The organism is Allohoeflea poritis (genome assembly GCF_027889715.1).
Lineage (GTDB): Bacteria > Pseudomonadota > Alphaproteobacteria > Rhizobiales > Rhizobiaceae > Hoeflea_A > Hoeflea_A poritis.
This window is the reverse complement of record NZ_JAPJZH010000001.1, coordinates 565,715-583,251: the sequence shown is the minus strand read 5'-3', so window position 1 is coordinate 583,251 and position 17,537 is coordinate 565,715. Positions and strand designations below refer to the sequence as shown.

General features: G+C 61.2%; 16 protein-coding genes. 11 read left to right on the top strand and 5 right to left on the bottom strand.

Annotated features, from left to right (window positions below; all coding sequences use genetic code 11):
• The first annotated feature begins 20 nt into the window (after positions 1-20).
• Positions 21-2,237 carry a methyl-accepting chemotaxis protein gene (locus OOZ53_RS02935; protein ID WP_271087804.1) on the top strand — a complete coding sequence of 739 codons (2,217 nt, stop codon included), beginning with the start codon at positions 21-23 and terminating at the stop codon, positions 2,235-2,237.
• Positions 2,238-2,286: 49 nt separating this feature from the next.
• Here OOZ53_RS02935 and OOZ53_RS02930 read toward each other — a convergent pair whose 3' ends face one another.
• Positions 2,287-2,814: a flavodoxin domain-containing protein gene (locus OOZ53_RS02930; protein ID WP_271087803.1), complete on the bottom strand. Its 528-nt coding sequence runs from the start codon at positions 2,812-2,814 to the stop codon at positions 2,287-2,289.
• Between the two features lie 328 nt (positions 2,815-3,142).
• On the opposite strand from OOZ53_RS02930, the gene OOZ53_RS02925 reads away from it, so the two are divergent.
• Together OOZ53_RS02925 and OOZ53_RS02920 are read left to right on the top strand one after the other, a co-directional pair.
• The gene (locus OOZ53_RS02925; protein ID WP_271087802.1) at positions 3,143-4,216 is read left to right on the top strand and encodes a P-loop NTPase family protein; all 1,074 of its coding nucleotides are present in this window, start codon (positions 3,143-3,145) and stop codon (positions 4,214-4,216) included.
• 1 nt (position 4,217) lies between these two features.
• Positions 4,218-5,804 carry an ABC transporter transmembrane domain-containing protein gene (locus tag OOZ53_RS02920; protein ID WP_271087801.1) on the top strand — a complete coding sequence of 529 codons (1,587 nt, stop codon included), beginning with the start codon at positions 4,218-4,220 and terminating at the stop codon, positions 5,802-5,804.
• 54 nt (positions 5,805-5,858) lie between these two features.
• Here OOZ53_RS02920 and OOZ53_RS02915 read toward each other — a convergent pair whose 3' ends face one another.
• Complete coding sequence (locus tag OOZ53_RS02915; protein WP_271087800.1) at positions 5,859-6,605, bottom strand: anti-sigma factor; 747 nt, start codon at positions 6,603-6,605, stop codon at positions 5,859-5,861.
• Between the two features lie 2 nt (positions 6,606-6,607).
• On the bottom strand, positions 6,608-7,135 hold the full coding sequence (locus OOZ53_RS02910) for a sigma-70 family RNA polymerase sigma factor (RefSeq protein WP_271087799.1): 528 nt from the start codon (positions 7,133-7,135) through the stop codon (positions 6,608-6,610).
• Between the two features lie 107 nt (positions 7,136-7,242).
• Between OOZ53_RS02910 and OOZ53_RS02905 the strand changes: the two genes are divergently transcribed.
• On the top strand, positions 7,243-8,736 hold the full coding sequence (locus tag OOZ53_RS02905; RefSeq protein ID WP_271087798.1) for a S8 family serine peptidase: 1,494 nt from the start codon (positions 7,243-7,245) through the stop codon (positions 8,734-8,736).
• A gap of 21 nt (positions 8,737-8,757) precedes the next feature.
• Here OOZ53_RS02905 and OOZ53_RS02900 read toward each other — a convergent pair whose 3' ends face one another.
• On the bottom strand, positions 8,758-10,014 hold the full coding sequence (locus OOZ53_RS02900) for an MFS transporter (RefSeq protein WP_271087797.1): 1,257 nt from the start codon (positions 10,012-10,014) through the stop codon (positions 8,758-8,760).
• Positions 10,015-10,100: 86 nt separating this feature from the next.
• Here OOZ53_RS02900 and OOZ53_RS02895 point away from each other — a divergent pair, with 86 nt between their 5' ends.
• Positions 10,101-10,922: an AraC family transcriptional regulator gene (locus OOZ53_RS02895; protein ID WP_271087796.1), complete on the top strand. Its 822-nt coding sequence runs from the start codon at positions 10,101-10,103 to the stop codon at positions 10,920-10,922.
• A 64-nt stretch (positions 10,923-10,986) separates the two neighbouring features.
• Positions 10,987-11,277, top strand: coding sequence for a DUF1330 domain-containing protein (locus OOZ53_RS02890; protein ID WP_271087795.1), 291 nt, complete (start codon positions 10,987-10,989; stop codon positions 11,275-11,277).
• A gap of 63 nt (positions 11,278-11,340) precedes the next feature.
• On the opposite strand, the gene bhcR is transcribed toward OOZ53_RS02890, so the two are convergent.
• Positions 11,341-12,168, bottom strand: coding sequence for an HTH-type transcriptional regulator BhcR (gene bhcR, locus OOZ53_RS02885; RefSeq protein ID WP_271087794.1), 828 nt, complete (start codon positions 12,166-12,168; stop codon positions 11,341-11,343).
• A 194-nt stretch (positions 12,169-12,362) separates the two neighbouring features.
• Between bhcR and bhcA the strand changes: the two genes are divergently transcribed.
• The 5 genes from bhcA (at position 12,363) to OOZ53_RS02860 (ending at position 17,526) form a co-directional block, all read left to right on the top strand.
• Entirely contained in the window at positions 12,363-13,562 is a 1,200-nt protein-coding gene (gene bhcA / locus OOZ53_RS02880) for an L-aspartate--glyoxylate aminotransferase BhcA (protein ID WP_271087793.1), read from the top strand.
• 10 nt (positions 13,563-13,572) lie between these two features.
• Positions 13,573-14,553, top strand: a complete 981-nt coding sequence (gene bhcB / locus OOZ53_RS02875; protein ID WP_271087792.1) for a beta-hydroxyaspartate dehydratase BhcB — start codon at positions 13,573-13,575, stop codon at positions 14,551-14,553.
• A gap of 1 nt (position 14,554) precedes the next feature.
• The gene (locus OOZ53_RS02870; protein WP_271087791.1) at positions 14,555-15,703 is read left to right on the top strand and encodes a DSD1 family PLP-dependent enzyme; all 1,149 of its coding nucleotides are present in this window, start codon (positions 14,555-14,557) and stop codon (positions 15,701-15,703) included.
• A gap of 70 nt (positions 15,704-15,773) precedes the next feature.
• On the top strand, positions 15,774-16,739 hold the full coding sequence (gene bhcD / locus OOZ53_RS02865; RefSeq protein ID WP_271087790.1) for an iminosuccinate reductase BhcD: 966 nt from the start codon (positions 15,774-15,776) through the stop codon (positions 16,737-16,739).
• Between the two features lie 355 nt (positions 16,740-17,094).
• Positions 17,095-17,526: a DUF427 domain-containing protein gene (locus OOZ53_RS02860; RefSeq protein ID WP_271087789.1), complete on the top strand. Its 432-nt coding sequence runs from the start codon at positions 17,095-17,097 to the stop codon at positions 17,524-17,526.
• The last annotated feature ends 11 nt before the right edge of the window (positions 17,527-17,537 follow it).

The following is a 17,537-nucleotide window of genomic DNA, read 5'->3' as shown; positions in this document are numbered from 1 at the left end:
GGTGGTCGGGGGACACTGCAATGATCGAGAAGTTCAACAACCTGAATATATCGGCCCGCCTCATGGTTGGAACCGTGGTTACGGCCTTGGGACTGCTGCTGTTTGCGGCGCAACTGACCTATCAGCAATTCGGAAACGTCACGGAGCTACGCAAGGCGGGTGATCTCGTCTCCCTGATGCCGGAGGTCGGGCAACTCGTGCACGAGCTGCAGAAAGAGCGCGGTCGCTCCGCCGGTTTCATTTCGTCGAAGGGCGCATCATTCGCCGACGCTCTTCCGGAGCAGCGTGTGGAGACGGATCGCGTACTCAAGCACACGGTGGATGCGCTTGATGGATTTCGCTTTGGCCGTTTCGAGCCGTCGCTGGAAGAAAGCGTGCAGCAGAGCCGGAAAATGCTGGCCGAATTGGCTGGTGTGAGAAATTCGGTCGACGGCTTTTCGCTGACCGTGCCGCAGATGGCGAAATACTATACCGGCACAATTGTCGCTCTGCTCGAAATCGCCCACGAACTGGAGCTTGCAAGCCACAATGATCAGGTGAGCAAATCCATGATTTCGTACTACAACTTCCTGTTCGGTAAAGAATATGCCGGCCGCGAGCGTGCAATGGGAGCTGTCGGGTTCGGCGCCGGTGAATTCGCGCCGGCAATTTACGATAACCTGATCCGCTTCATACAATCCCAGAACATCTATTTCGGAAACTTCAAGAATCTTGCGTCGGCAGAGTTGCAGGCGCTGAACGATCGTGTGGTGAGCGGCCCGGTGGTCCAGGAGGTGGACCGCATGCGCCAGATCGCCATCGACTCGCTTCAAACAGCGGATATGCAGGGCGTTACGGCACAGCAATGGTTCGCTGCGACCACGGACCGGATTGACCTGATGAAGAAAGTGGAGGACGCCCTTGTCGTTTCCATGGGTCAAGTCGTCAGCGGCTTGATCTGGTCCGCATGGGTTGCGCTGGCGATCAATACGCTGCTGACGATCATCGTCCTGGTGCTGGGCGGCTTCATGATGCTTGTTGTTTCACGATCCATAACCGCGCCGGTGGCGTCATTGACCGAGTCAATGAAAGAGCTTTCGGAGGGCAATAACGACGTGCAAATAGACGGCGCTGAGCGCAAGGATGAATTGGGCGTCATGGCCCGTGCGCTGCAGGTGTTCAAGGACGCTGCGATCGACAAGATCGAGCTGGAAAAGGACGCCGAGGAACAACGCCTGAAAGCCGAGCAGGAACGCAAGCGCATCTCCGATCAGCTCGCCCACGCGGTCGAGCAGGTGGGCACGGCCCTCGGGCGCCTTGCCGAGGGTGACCTGACGGCGCACATCGGCGCTGAGCTTGCCGCCGAATACGACAAGACCAAACAGGACTTCAACGTGGCGGCGGCACGGCTGCACGAGGCACTCGGCGCCGTTGCATCATCCGCGCGCGAAATCCGCTCCAGCACGGAAGCGATTGCCCAGGCCTCTGAGGACATGTCCAGACGGACCGAGAGCCAGGCAGCGTCCCTGGAGGAGACGGCCGCAGCCGTCGCCCAGATTTCACAGAACATGAAAGCCACGCTCGGCTCCGCGACGAAGGCCCGAGAGATCGCCGAGGGAGCCAAGGACCGGGCGACCGAAGGGCGCAAGGTGGTCGGCTCGGCCATCGATTCGATGCAGGATATCGAGAATGCGGCCAACAAGATGAACGAGATCATCGGCGTCATCGACGAGATTGCCTTCCAGACCAGCCTGCTGGCGTTGAATGCGGGGGTCGAGGCGGCGCGCGCCGGCGACGCAGGAAAGGGATTTGCGGTCGTCGCCTCGGAAGTCCGGGCGCTCGCTCAAAGGTCCGCGGACGAGTCGAGCCAGATCAAGGAACTGATTTCCAACTCCTCCTCAAGCATCGAGAACGGAGCCGATCTGGTCCGTCGCACCGGCACGGTTCTGGAAGCCATCGTGAAGGAAGTCGGCGATGTCGATGAGGTTGTCACCGACATATTCTCGGGAGCCGAGGATCAGCAAACGAGCATCGACGAGATCAACTCGGCGATCAACCAGCTTGATCAGGCAACGCAGCAGAATGCGGCAATGGCCGAACAGGCGACGGCCGCCACGCGCATGCTTTCGGACGAGAGTGATCAGCTTGTCGACCTGATCGGTCAGTTTGTCACCGACAAATCATCGACCGGTCCGGTTGCCGGTGGGCAACACTATCCGGGCCAGGCCGACGACCGGCAAACGGCGCTCGCCGGTTGATGACGCGATCCGCCGCTTCTTGCGGTTCATAAGGGGCGAGCCGCCGCTGCTACGATTGGCAGGACTGGACGAACGCGTCCAGCTCCTTGCCGAGTGCATCCCAGTCGGTAAACTCGCGATCCTCGGTGATCGGCGCCCTGTTTTCCAGAACGACATGCTCGACGATCTGGTTCATATAGTAGTCGTACTGGTCGTATTTCAGAGCGCCTGCGGCAAGCGCGATCGCGCGCGGCTCGAACCCGGTATCCTCGATGAACCGGTCGACATAACGCCGGGCCTCTTCCGCGCCGTTTTCGAACGCGATCGAGAGGCTGACCGAGATCAGCAGCGTCGGCAATTCCTTCAACTGTTTGCGGTGCGCGACCGTAAAGTTGAGGAGAGTCTCCTGGTGCGTCTGCTGATGCACGGAACCGGCAAGGATGACCGCATCGTAGGATGGGATCACAAGGTCGAGCATGCGGCGGCGGCTGTCTCCTATGTCGACCTCGTGGCCGGCTTGTTTCAGCCTTTCGGCACAATATTCCGCAATCTTCCGTGTCTGCCCTTCAGTCGTGCCGTAAATGAGCAAAAAACGCATGGTCTGCCTCCTTCATCCCGGTTGCCGGCCGTCATTTTTCCTCAAGCAGGCTACTTCCCGGACACGTTTGCCGCTTTGCTCTAAATCAAGGGCTTCGGGAGGGCATGCAGATGCGCTGGCGGGCGAAGTCGAAAAATGCGATGGCGCGGCTTTTGAATTTACCGGGGTCAGTCAGTGTATGCCGGTGTGAAGTCGTGTCCGCGATTGAGGATATCCATTGATCGCGGACGCTTTGGAAACACCTTCTCCAAAATTTATTTGGCGCATACCGGAATAAGTTTCGACGACTTTCGTTTCTCCCATGTCGCCGAGGGGCGACTGGTCTTGAATGAAAGGTGGACCCATGCAGATACTCGACCGGAATGTTGTCAACCGAGCCAGGCGGGCATATTCCTGCCGGCGTGTGCCGCTTGAGGAGATAAAGACTCTGATTGGTGCGGCACGGCGGCCGAGAGCCGGCGATCTGGTTCTTGCCCGGGTCGGCAAGCCGGGGTCGCACAAGCGCATAGAGCTTCCGAGCGGTCGCCGGGCAATGATGAATCCCGGTGACGAGATTATTGTCGCCTATGGGGACCGTTATGCTCCGGACCAGTACGAGGCTTATGTTCCGGGCGATCTCGGACCGTGTCATCTGGTTGCCGCCGGCGGCATAGCCGCGCGGGCGGAAAGCTGGCACGATCGTTTGAGCGGCCCGACCGAAATTGAACCCGTCGGCCTGCTGGGCTGCGCCCGTCATGAACCGATCAATATTGGCGATTTTGCACTCAAGCCTGTTCCCGGACCCATGCCGGAAGCCGTCTTTGCTGTCTTCGGAACGTCGATGAACGCAGGCAAGACGATCACGGCGGCAACGCTTATCAAGGGTTTCAGCGATGCCGGTTTCCGGGTGGGGGCCGCCAAGATTACTGGTACCGCGGCCGGCGGCGATCCCTGGCTGATGCGCGACTATGGTGCGGCCGATGCCCTGGATTTCAGCGACGCGGGCTTGCCAAGCACGTTCAACGTCGATCCGGAAACGATCCTGCAGGGCGCGAAAAACATGCTTTATGCACTTGCCGCACACGGCTGCTCGGTTGCCGTGATTGAAGTCGCGGATGGTCTTTACCAGAAGGAAACGGCGGTCCTTGCCGGCATGGACGATTTGCGTTCCATGCTGACGGGAACATTTTTTGCCGCCGGCGATGCAATGGGAGCGGTCTCGGGCGTTCGGGATCTTGTCTGTAATGGGCATCGTGTCCTGGGTATCTCCGGTGCGTTGACCCGCTCGCCACTTGGCAGCCGGGAAGCGGCCGAGGCGTCCGGATTGCCGGTTTTCGCCCTCAGTGATCTGACAGACCCCGAAGCGATTGCGGACTGGGCGGCGCTTGCAGGCGGGCGTTTTGCGGCAGTGGCGGGCCAGTAACATGGCCGTTCCGGCCCTGTGGACCCGGCGGCGGCTACTGCAACTTTCGGGTCTTGCCTGTCTTGGTGTCGCCCAGGCGGGCGCGGCGCTTGCCGTCGCGGCCGCCGGCAGCCGCCTTTTGACGCAAGTCGAAGACGCTCCCTCCCAGCACTGGCTGACAGGAACGGTCATCGCCGCGGCGATGGTTCTGATTGTTGTGCGGGTGGCGCAACGCCGGTTCGCTGAAGCCTTCGCACTCGGCTATGTGACGGAGTTAAGGGTTGCGCTGATGAGTCACGTTATCCGCATCCCCGCGGATTCGCGGCCGCCGCGCACCGGCCTTGTGATGACCCGCGTGGTCAACGATCTTTCTGCGATAAAGCTCTGGCTCGCCAGTGGGCTGGTCGCGATTGTCGTGGCTGTGGCGGCGCTGTCGGCCGTGACGGCGACGCTTATCATCTTCGAGCCGGGGATTGCGATCGTGCTCGCATTCGCGTTCGCCCTGTGGGCCGTACCCGTTGTCCTTTGCCTTCGACCATTAAGACGGCGCATCCGCGAAAGCCGCCGCCAGCGCGGGCGCATTGCCGCGCGGGCCGGCGGCATCCTTGCGGCGCGCCTGACTTTGCTCGGCTTTGGACGCCATGGCTCGACCGTGCGCGGATTGAAGAAGAAATCGGATCACCTGAATGCTGCACTTGTTGCACGCGCCACGCTGTCGGGACTGCTGCGGTCAAGCGGCGATCTTGTCTTTCCCGCCGTCGTTCTGTTCGCTGCAGGCGGGCGGCTGATATTCGAAACGGAAGCCTTCAGCGCCGTTTCTCTCGGCGTGCTCGTCGTGATGGCCGCGCTGGCCGCGACCCATCTCAGCGCCGTCGCTCTTGGACTTGAGTATCGGCTGGCATACCGGATTGCGCTGGATCGCATCGAGGCGGTGTTGCGCCTGCCGGCGATCGACCCGGATGCCGGTCAACGATTGCAGAAGCGCGAAGCAGGACGAGCGATTGAAGCGAGAGGTTTGCGTTTGGAGCCCGGAGACCGGCAGGTGGACTTCAGCGCCGTCGCGGGAGAGGCCGTGGCTCTTTCCGGCCTGACCGAAGACCAGGCGACCGATCTTGTGATGAAGCTCGGCGGACTGAAGCGTGTCGGTGCCGGTTGCGTCTTCCTGGACGGATGTGATGCCGTGGACATTCGCGCGCGAAACTGGTGGCGCGAGGTCACTATCGTTTCGCCGCATCTCCGTCTGATCAAGGCCAGCGTCGCCGTCAATGCCCGTCTCGGCGCGCGTTCCGGCGACGATGAAGAACTGAAGCGGGTCTTGGCCCGGTTCGGCCTGCCGCCCGGGCATGAGGCGATGGCAATCGGCGAGGATGGGGAATGCGTCGGCGCGCCCGTCACGGCCATTCGCGCGGCGCGGGCGGTCATGCGGCAAAGCGGACTCGTGCTGATCGCCGACCGCGAATTGGTGGCGGACGAGGTTTTGTCCGATGCGTTTTTCGGCGAGTTACATGCAAGCGGAGCCACGATTGTCGTTGCCGCGCCCCTGCCGGCAGGGCTCAGCCGCCGCTTCAGGATCATCGATTTTGATGCTTCGCAACGACGGGTCGCCTGACCCGCCGGGGTCAAGGCGGCAGCAGTCCAGGATTGAGAGTTTTCCGCGGAAATTTTATTCAAGCGATTGCAGGATGGCGCGCTCTTCTTCGGCCGACATCGGCGCCCCGGCGCCGACTGCCGAGAGATAGGCGTCAAGCGTTTCCAGCGAAGAAGCCGGCGCATAGCCGGTACTGCTTTGCCTTGCAATCACGGTGAACTGCAGTTTCCAGATCGTTTCGGGGCGACATGCGATGGACACGATTGTCGAACCGTCGCTGCGATCGACCTCGAATTCGCGGCAAAACGTGCCGTCCGCGTCGCGGTAGCTTGCGATTGCCCGAAAACGCTCGCCCACGGAAAGACCGGTTTCGCTTCCCGCAGCAACCGTATCGAGCGCGGCCGTAACGGCGGGCTGAGAGATCTCGGCGACGCCGAAGCGGCTTTGCTGCCCCTGGCCGGTATTGCCGGCGAAGTAACCGCCCAAGCCGCCGGCAATGAGGGCTATGGATGCGGCCAGGGGCAGCGCCCAGCGTGGGCCGGGCCTGCGGATGCTGATTTGTTTCTGCGGGAAGGCGGTTACATTGCCTCCTTCATTCGCCAGCGCGCGAATTCGGGCCGTCAGCGCCTCCGGGACGGGCTCGTCGAGCAGCGGACCCAGCGCGTCCTGCGCCTTCGCGCGGCTATCGAGAAATGCCGCGACCCTTTCAGCAAGCGCCGGATCGTTTTCCATGGCGCGCTCGACAGCCTCCTGCTCCCGCGGCGTCAGTTCGCCGTCGGCAAAGGCCATAAGAGTTTCATCGCTGAAGCGCTTCCGGATCATCGTTAAAAACCTTCCCTGTCACGAGAACGTTCGGCGGAGCCATCTATTCCCACATCTTCAATTATTTTTTTGCGTGCCCTGGCAAGCCGGCTCATGACCGTCCCGATCGGCGCGCCCAGCACATCCGCTGCTTCCTTGTAGGAAAGCCCTTCGACACTCACGAGCAACAGCACTTCGCGCTGCTCGTCCGGCAACGCCGCGATCGCCCGTGCCGTATCGTTGAGCATGAGGCGTGCTTCCGTTACCTTGGCACCGTCCTGCCCGATCAGGAACTGCGCGTCATCGATATCCGTCTTCACGCCTTCCGTGCGCTCGCGGCGGGTCCGGTCGATCCAGCTGTTGCGCATGATCCTGAACAGCCAGGCATCCATGCGTGTTCCCGGCTGGAAACTGCCCCGGTTGGCGAGCGCTTTCTCACAGGTCGCCTGGACCAGGTCGTCGGCGATCTCGCGTGATCTGCACAAGGAAATGGCAAACCGGCGCAGATTTGGCAGGAGCGCGATGAGGTTTTGGCCGAATTCGTCCGCCATTTGCGATTGGACCCTATTCAGAAGCTGGGGAATAATTGCATCGCCGATGCGTTTACGTCCCGATATGTTGGAAGGCAACGCCTGCAAAAACAAGTGAGCACACAAGCATGGCCAATTTCAAGAACCACAGGCGCGAGCAAACCATGTCTCCGTTTCGCATCAGCGTTTTTGTTTTCTCTGCGCTTTTCTTGAGCGCCGGGGCATCGGTCGATTGCGATGGCAGATGGACTTTCGCCGCCTATGCAGACGAAGGTGAGGGGGGCGACGGTGGCGACGGTGGAGATGGCGACGGCGGAGACGGCGGTGGTGACGATGGAGACGATGGCGGCGCTGACGACGATGGTGACGACGCCGGTGATGATGACGACGACGATGATGACGATGATGACGGCCCGGCTCGGTCGGGTGTCAGGAGACTGTTGGACATTTTCGACAGATCCACCCCCAGTCGACCCGCTGCTCCGCGCGCGCGACAGGCCCCGAGGGCTTCCGAAGCGGCAGGGGAAATTGTTGCCACCGGGCTCGAAGATGACGATATCGCCCGTCTTGTCGAACTTGGCTACTCCGTACTGAGCCGACAGCAGCTTCAAGCGCCGGTCTCAACGCTGGCGCGCCTCAGAATCAGAACCGGCATCACCCTCGACGAGGCCAGGGCGGAGGTGAGCGGCATCAGCGCGACGGCCAGAGCGGATTTTAATCACTACTACCGCACCAGCGCGCCCGTGACCCCGGCTCCGAGCCCATCCGGCACCGATTGTTCCGGGCCGGGATGCGCTGCTCGAAAGCTGATCGGTTGGCCGATTGCGCCCGGCGCACGAGAGGGTTGCGGCGCCGGCGCCCGCATCGGCCTGGTCGATACGGGCATCAATCCGGAACATCTTGCATTCAAGGGTGGGCGGCTGGAAGTGATCGACAGCCCGGTGGAGGGTGAGGGCGTGCGCAAATCATCGCGCCGGCACGGCACGGCGGTTGCGTCCATCCTGATCGGTTCGGCCGAAAGCCGTACGCCCGGCCTGCTGCCGGAAGCAACGGTGATTGCCGTGGACGCCTTCTACAGAGGCAAGGGCAACGATGAACGCAGCGATCTCTTCACGCTTGTAAAGGCCATCGATCTCGTCAGTCAGCGCAATGTCGACATTATCAATATGAGCCTTTCCGGACCGCCGAATACGGTGCTTGAGCAAACGATAGCAAACCTGGAAGAAGACAATGTCCTGATTGTCGCGGCGGCCGGCAATATGGGTCCCAATGCGAAGCCGGTCTATCCGGCCGCCTATCCCGGCGTGATCGCCGTGACCGCCGTGGATCATCGCGGGCGTATCTATCGCCGTGCCGGTCGCGGCGAACATATCGACATATCCGGGCCGGGCGTCGAGGTCTGGATTGCCGCGTCGATCAGCGGCGCGCGCTTTGCCACCGGAACCTCCTATGCCGTGCCGTTCATAACGGCGGCAACCGCCCTGGCGCTGGACGGGCAAGGCTCAGCCAGCCATGACGAGGTTCTTGCGGCGCTGGCGCAAGCGGCCCTTGATCTTGGCGAGCCGGGCAGGGACGACGTCTACGGCCACGGCCTGCTGCAGGCAGCGGGGCTTTGCGGATAAGGTTGTGTACTGGCCGCCGTGCTACTCCGCGGCCGCGTTTGCACGCTGAGGCACGGGCAGGCGGCTCGGAAGCGCCGCAACCGCCAGAAAGATCACAAGGGCGGCGCCGGCAAGGATGCGGAACAGCGTATCGAAGCCCCAGCGGTCGTAGACAATGGCGATCAGCGGGAGCGTTGCCGCCAGCACGGAAAAGCTCACCACATAGCGCACGCCATATATGCGCGCGCGGAACGGACCGCTCGCCATTTTCCCGATCATGTAATCGTTGATCGGGATCTGGCCGAACGCACCAAGCATGAAACCGAGCGCGACGGCGAGCGCAATCCCGTCCGTCAGGCCGGGCATGATCGAGAAGAAAACCATCTGCATTGCGGCGACGCCGAGGAAGACATTGCGCGGGCCGATCCGGTCGAGCAGCGCACCGACGACCAGTTGGGCGATCGAGGCGACCGCGAAAACGACGAAGGCCAGTGTGCCGACAGCGGTCGCAACGTCGCTGTTCCCGGCCACGGCCACCGCCTGCATCCACTCGGAAAGTGCTTCCGCCAGGCCTTGCAGCCGCTCGTCGAAGATTTTCGGCAGGGCAAAAGTGGTCGACTGGAAGATGATGGAGGAAACCGCCGTCGTCAGGAAGACAATCAGCGAAACCCGCAGCACGACCGCCCGCTTGTCGGGCGAGGGGTGTGAAGGCGCTTCCTGGGGCGCTGCAGGGCGATGGTCAGCCTGCATTGCCCGCCAGCGCAGGGCCATATAGGCGAAACCCATGACGATGGAGACGAGACCGGGGGCAATGAACGCCAGGCGCCAGCCGCCATGGTCGATCAGGAAGCCGGTGATTAGTGCGGCGCAGGCGACGCCGAGATTGCCCCAGACACCGTTGGCGGCGATGCGCATGCCCATGTTGCGCCACTTCATGGTGAGGATTGCCAGGCCCACGGGGTGGTAGATCGCTGCAAAGACACCGATCGCGAACAGGCCGAAGCCGATCTGCAATGGCGTTTGTGCAAAGGCCGTGAGGATCGAGGCGATGCCGATGCCGATGAAGAAGACACACATCATTCCGTCGCGGCTCCAGCGGTCTGCGATCCATCCGGCCGGAAGCGCGAAAGCGCCGAACGCAAGGAAACCGGGCGTGGCGTAGGCGAGCAGCGCGGCATAGCCGACACCCCATTCCCGGATCAGTGCCAGCGCCGCCACCGTCGCGAAGATGAGCGTGAACAAATGATCGAGGAAATGCCCGATGTTCAAAAGAAGGAAATGCAGTCGGTCCCGTGTCATGGGGTCAATCTAAACTTGGCGATATTGAGATGTAATGCCATTATTCGTCGAGAAACAGACAAAATGACGCCAAAAGGACGCAACATATGGACGGATTGCACCGCAGTACCGATCCACGTGACTACCAGAATGTGCCCCAACCGATCGTGGTGATGTCCAAACGGTTCGATGACGGGCACACGATCCCGCTGCACAATCACGCCCGCGATCAACTGCTCTATGCCGTCGGTGGGATCATGCGCCTTCAGACGATGCATCACGCCTGGCTGGTGCCGCCTGACGGCGCGATTTGCATTCCCGGTGGAACGGATCACACGGTTACGATGTTTGGCGATGTCGAGATGCGTACGCTCTACATCGATGTGGCTGCGGTCCGCGCCCGTCCGCAGCCGCTCTGCGTGATTGCCGTCACCAGCCTGATGCGAGAGTTGATCCTTGCGCTCAGCAAGGAGCCGATCGCTTACACAGCCGGCAGCAGGGCGGCGCATATTGCACGCATGATCGAGCTGGAAATAGAGGCGGCCCGGCAACTTGCGCTCCACGTGCCGCTGCCGGCGGACCGCCGCTTGCAGAACATGTGCGCGGCGCTGCTTGCCGATCCGTCGGATGGGCGCACGCTTGAGCAGTGGTCGCATCAATCGGGGGCTTCGGCGCGCACCCTGGCCAGGCTTTTCGAGCGAGACCTGGGCATGGGCTTCAACGCGTGGCGGCAGCGGGTGCGGTTTCAAAGTGCCGTGGAAGCCCTGTCACGCGGCCAACCCGTATCATTGGTGGCGCACAAACACGGTTACAGCAGCCCGAGTGCATTCACTGCCGCGTTTCGAAGGGCTATGGGCATGCCGCCATCGGCGCTTGCGGTTCAAGGCAATCGGGCTACGCCGGCTTTGCGACCGGACGAAAGCGCGTGACAAATCCGGATTTTAAACGCAGCATGCGCTGCGAAAAATCCAACTTGAACGGGGAGGTATCCTTATGGGCGCCTATGTTATCGTCGACACCAAGATCAGCAATCCGGAGGAATATGAGACCTACAAGGCGCAGGCCCGGCCGGTCGCGGAAAAATATGGCGGCATATACCGCGCGCGCGGCGGCGAGATGGACGTGGTCGAAAGCGAACTCTGGTCGCCTTCAAGGATCGTGATCGTCGAATTTCCGGACATGCAGACCGCCCGCGATTTCGTCGACAGTGAGGAATATGCTCCGATCAAGGCCATTCGGCATGCCAATGCCCAATGTTCCCTGGTGATTGTCGAGGGGGTGTAACGGCATCGGGGCCGTGCCGAGTTTCCGGCAGCCGGCTGCCCCCGAATCCTGCGAAAAACTGATCTACCGCGCCGGCGCCGTACCTCCGATGCTCCGGGTGATCTCATCGGCGCTCTGGCGTACCAGAATGCCGTATTCGGTGAGGACCGAGTCCGGGATGCGGACGGTGGGACCGGATACTGAAACGCCTGCGATGGCCTCGCCATATTCGTTGTAGACGGGTGCCGCGACGCAGCGCATACCGAGCGTGCGTTCCTCATTGTCGATGGCCCAGCCACGCTCGCGTATGGCAGCCATCTCGCCGCGTAACTTCTCCGGATTGGCGATCGTGTTTTGCGTATAGATCGGCAGGCCCTTCTTGGCCATCCAGCCATCGAGCCCGGCATCATCGAGATGGGCCAGCAAAGCCTTGCCGATTCCCGACGCGTGCATGTGGGCTCGGGTGCCCGGCCGATGGAAGGCGCGGATCGGTTCATGCGTCTCGATCTGCGAGACAAAGACAACGTCGCCGTCGTCGGCGACGGCCATATTGGCCGTTTCGCCGGTTTGTTCCATCAGCGTCCGCAGCATCGGCCGGCCGGCCTCGACCACCTTGATGCGGCGCACGAAAGATCCGCCGATACGGAATGCCTCGACGCCGATCGTCCACAGCTGGGTGTCCTCGTTGAACTCCAGGTAGCCGAAATTCTGAAGGGTCATGAGCAACCGATGCGCCGTCGATGCAGGCATGCCGGCCCTTTGCGACAGGTCGGTCAGGCTCATGCTGTCTGCCTCGGCCACGGTCCGCAGCAGGACCAGGGCCCGCTCCAGCGCCTTGACATTCGAAACCGGCTTGTTGGTCGGCCGGCCACGCGGCCTGCCGCGCGCTCTTGTAAAGACCGTATCGCTCATAAAAGCCGAGTATGGCGTATCGAATATCTTATGCAAGTGTTGGAAGAAAATTTTGAAAGTGATTTTTGGATTAAAATAAACGCGTAAAAACAATAAGATAATCTATAATCTAAAAAATGGAAAAATTTTTCGGAAAAATTGTCTTCCGCATGTCTTTTTGCCATTTTGTCGGCGATTGGAATTGAGGATGGACCATGAGCGACCAGAACCCGCTGTTTATTCCCGGGCCGACGAACATTCCCGAAAAGCTGCGCCGGGCGGTTGACGTTCCGTCAATGGATCACCGGTCGGATCAGTTCGCGACGATCTTGAAACCTGTGATCGACGGCGTGAAGGCCGTGCTCAAAACGCGCAGCGGCGAGGTCGTCATCTTCCCGGCAAGCGGTACCGGTGGCTGGGAGGCGGCGATTACCAACACGCTTTCGCCGGGCGACAAGGTCCTGTCGGCCCGCTACGGCATGTTCTCGCACCGCTGGATCGATCTTTGCCAGCGCCACGGCCTCGATGTCGATATCATCGATGAGGAGTGGGGCAATGGCGTTCCGGCTGACCGGATCGAGGAGGCGCTGACGGCAGACAGGCAACATGCGATCAAGGCGGTTCTTGTCACCCACAATGAGACCGCGACCGGTGTCCGCAGCGACATCGCCGCTGTTCGCCGTGCGCTTGACGCGGCCGCGCATCCGGCGCTGCTTTATGTCGACGGTGTCAGCTCGATCGCGTCGATGGACTTCCGCATGGATGAGTGGGGCGTCGATCTTGCCGTTACCGGCTCGCAGAAGGGCTTCATGCTGCCGACCGGCGCCGCCATTGTCGGCATCAGCCAGAAGGCGCTGAGCGCCATGGAAGAAGCCCGGTGCGCGCGCTGCTATTTCGACTTCCGTGACATGCTGTCGACCAACGCGACGGGCGGTTTTCCCTATACGCCGCCGCTTAACATCCTGAGCGCCCTGCAGGTTTCGCTCGAAATGCTGCAGGAAGAGGGGCTGCCGAACGTCTTCGCGCGCCATCACCGCATCGCCGAGGGTGTTCGCGCCGCGATCGGTGCATGGGGCCTGAAGATCTGCGCAAAAAATCCGCGTCTCTATTCGGAAACCGTAACGGCCATTTGCGTGCCCCCTGGCTTCGACAGCAACAAGATCGTCAGCCACGCGGCGGACAAATACGGCGTTGCCTTCGGTGTCGGTCTGGGCGAGGTCGCCGGAAAGGTCTTCCGCATCGGCCATTTGGGATCGATGACGGATGTCATGGCCCTGAGCGGCATTGCCACCGCCGAGATGGTCATGGCCGATCTCGACTACCCGATCAATCTCGGGTCCGGTGTCGCAGCCGCACAGGACTATTATCGCAACACCAGACATGTCGGCGGTGTCGGCACGTCGCGCGCGGCCTGAGGTCGGATCGATGTACATACCCACTTTCGACGATGTGAAGGCCGCACACGAACGCATCCGGTCGCATGTGCACCGCACGCCGGTGCTCACCAGCACCTTTTTCAACACGATGACGGGCGCCGACCTTTATTTCAAATGCGAGAATTTCCAGAAGGCCGGCGCCTTCAAGGTCCGGGGAGCCTCCAATGCGGTGTTCGGTCTCTGCGCGGACAAGGCCAAATATGGCGTCGCAAGTCATTCCTCGGGAAATCACGCGCTGTCGCTGTCCTACGCCGCCGGCCGGCGCGGCATCGATGTGACCGTCGTCATGCCCCGCACCGCACCCGATGCGAAAAAAGACGCCGTGCGCGGCTATGGCGGAATGGTGCTGGAGTGCGAGCCTTCGACGGCGGCGCGTGAAGCGATGCTCAAGGACGTGGTTGACGAGACAGGCGCGGATTTCGTCCATCCTTACAACGATCACCGCGTCATCGCCGGCCAGGGAACCTGTTCCCTGGAGCTGAACGAGGAGGTCGGCCCGCTCGATGCGGTGGTAGCGCCCATCGGCGGCGGCGGCATGATTTCAGGTACCTGCCTGACCATGTCGAACATCTCGCCGCATACCAAGATCTATGCGGCCGAGCCGGAAAACGCCGACGATGTCTACCGGTCGCTGCGCGAGGGCAGGATCGTCGAGGACGATGCCCCTCAGACGATTGCCGACGGGCTGAAAGTGTCAATGCGGCCGCGGACGTGGCATTTCGTCTCCAACCATGTGGCCGACGTTCTTCTGGTGTCGGAAGATGAGATCGCAAGGGCAATGTACCTGGTCTGGCAACGCATGAAGATCGTCATCGAACCCTCCAGTGCGGTAGCCATGGCAGCGGTTATCAGGAACCGTGACATTTTCAACGGCAAGCGTGTCGGGGTTATCTTCACCGGAGGCAATGTGGACCTGACGAAACTTCCCTGGATGCAGGGACTTGGTCTGGAAAAATCAGCGGGAGAATAGGATGAATGCAATGAGCACAGCGCCGGTTGTCGGCCTCAACGTTCCGGCCGTCGTCGGGATGGATCTGAAGGATGTGGGCACGCCCGCCCTGATCGTCGATCTCGATGCCTTCGAGCGCAATGTGAAGAAAATGCGCGAATTTATTGAATCAAAGCGTATTCGCCATCGCGCGCATGCGAAGACGCACAAATCCGCAGATATCGCGCTTTACCAGATCGAGGCCGGTGGGGCCTGCGGCGTGTGCTGCCAGAAAGTGTCCGAGGCCGAAGCGCTGGTTGCCGGTGGCGTCAAGGATGTTCTCGTCTCCAACCAGGTCGTTGACCCGAAGAAGATCGACCGCCTTGCCGCAATGGCGAAAAAGGCCCGCGTGCTGGTCTGCGTCGACGATCGCAGCAATGTCGATGATCTGTCGGAAGCCGCCAATCGCCAGGGCGTGACACTCGAATGCCTGGTCGAAATCGACGTTGGCGCGGGGCGCTGCGGTGTCCAGTGGGGTGAACCCGTGGTCGAGCTTGCCAAGACGATCGACGCCGCGCCCGGACTGAAATTCTCGGGCCTGCAGGCCTATCAGGGCGCCGCCCAGCACGTGCATGATTTTGAGGAGCGCAAAGGGCAGATCGACAAGGCCGTGAAGATGGTCGAGGACACGGTGGCCATGCTGAAGGCGCAAGGCCTTGATTGCGATATCGTCGGCGGGGCAGGAACCGGCACCTACTATTTCGAGGGCGGCAGCGGCGTCTACAACGAAATGCAGTGCGGCTCATACATCTTCATGGACGCCGACTATCAGCGGGTAAAGGACAGGGAAGGCGATTTCATCCACGAGTTCGAAAACAGCCTGTTCATCTACACATCCATCATGTCGAAAACGAAGACCGACAAGGCGATCTGCGACGCCGGCCTGAAGGCGCAGAGCGTCGACAGCGGCCTGCCGGTGATCTTCGGCCGTGACGATGTCGAGTACATCAAGTGCTCGGACGAGCACGGCGTGATCGCCGATCCGCAGAACATATTGAAATTGAACGATAAGTTGAAGCTGATACCCGGTCACTGCGACCCGACCTGCAACGTCTATGACTGGTATGTCGGCGTGCGGGACGGCAAGGTAGAGGCGCTTTGGCCGGTGACCGCGCGCGGCATGTGCCTCTGATAGACGCGGCAGCCTCCGGGTACGGGGCGGCGTCCGCGCCGCCCTTTTCCTTCAATTCACGGACATTCCCATGATCATCGTTTCCGAAGAATGCGTCAGGACCGTCCTGACCGAAGAAGATGGCTTTGCCGCCGTCGAGGCCGTGTTCGCCGCCATGGCGCATGGCGATGCTTACAATTTTCCGGTCATCCGCGAGGCAATCGGCCACGCGGATGCGCTTTACGGCTTCAAATCCGGTTTTGACAGGGCAGGGCTTGCGCTCGGTCTGAAATCAGGCGGCTATTGGCCCGGCAATGCGCAAAAGGGCATTCCGAACCACCAGTCCACCGTGTTCCTCTTCGATCCGGACACCGGCAGGCTGTCGTCGATCGTCGGCGGCAACTATCTGACCGCCATACGCACCGCCGCTTCGAGTGCCGTGTCGATCAAGCATCTGGCACGGCCGGCTTCAAGGACCCTCGGCATGGTCGGCGCCGGGCACCAGTCGCATTTCCAGGTGCGCGCTGCGGTCAGACAGGGCAATTTTGAGCGCGTCGTTGCCTGGAACCGTCACCCGGAAATGCTGGACGGCCTGGAAAAGACCGTCACCGGCCTTGGCCTGACATTCGAGCGTGTGGAGCCGGAACAACTGGCCGCCCGCGCCGACGTCATCATCACGATCACCTCCTGCCACGAGCCGCTCCTGATGAAGGAGTGGATCCGGCCCGGCACCCATCTTGCGTGCATGGGAACCGACACCAAGGGCAAGATGGAGGTCGACCCGGATCTTGTTGCCGCTTGCGCCGTCTTTACGGACGAGATTGCGCAGTCGGTATCGATCGGCGAGGCGCAGCACGCGGTCGGGAAGGGCTTGCTGTCCGAAGCCGCGATCACGCCCATCGGCGACGTGATCAACGGCACGCAGGCTGGGCGGGTTTCCGAAGACCAGATAACGCTGTTCGACGGCACCGGCGTCGGGCTTCAGGACCTTGCCGTCGCCTCTGCCGTTGCCAGAAAGGCTGAAGAACAGGGATTGGCGCAACAGGCCGGACTCTAGAGCAATTCTGAGTTAGATTGGATCATTTGACCGTGGCGATTTTGGTCACTGGCTAGGCGGGTTGCGCGCCGTGGTGCCAACCCACCACAAGCGCAAGCCAACGACGCCAGGGGCCAAAATCGCCCGGCCCGTTTATCTTTAAGTTTCAACACGATCGTCCTTTCGAGGGTGGGGAAAATCGGCCCATCGGCGTCGTTGCGCCGCTTGCCCGATGCACCACATCGTGCTGCGCGACGCGCCTAGCCGAGTGAACCGATTTTCCTCCATCAAATGTTCCAAGCTAACTCAGAATTGCTCTAGATCGCAATCGGCATTTGACGGACCGGCCCCATTTCATCAATGTAGCGATCGTTTGATGACATGGGGACCGGACATGATCGAGGGCGCGATACACAATCCTTCCCATCCGCAGCATTTCATGCAGGTCGACCGGATGGATCAGAGAGTGCGGGTGACGCTCGGTGAATTGCCTATTGCCGATAGCGGCCGGGTGCTGAGACTGCAGGAAGTGGGCCGCAAGATCTACCAGCCGCAATATTATATCCCGCGTGAGGACATTCCGGTAATCCTGCAAAGGACCGAAAAATCGACCCATTGCCCGCTCAAGGGCCAGGCGAGCTACTTCAGCATCGTCGATGATGGCGGAGAAGAACTCGCTGCGGAGATCGGCTGGTCATACGAAGAACCGTTCGAATTCGCCGATCAGATCACGGGCTATGTTGCGTTTGATCCGCGCCGCGTCTCGATGACGATCGAGGCGGCAAAAGCCCGGCGGGCTGCCGGCTGACAGGGGCGAAA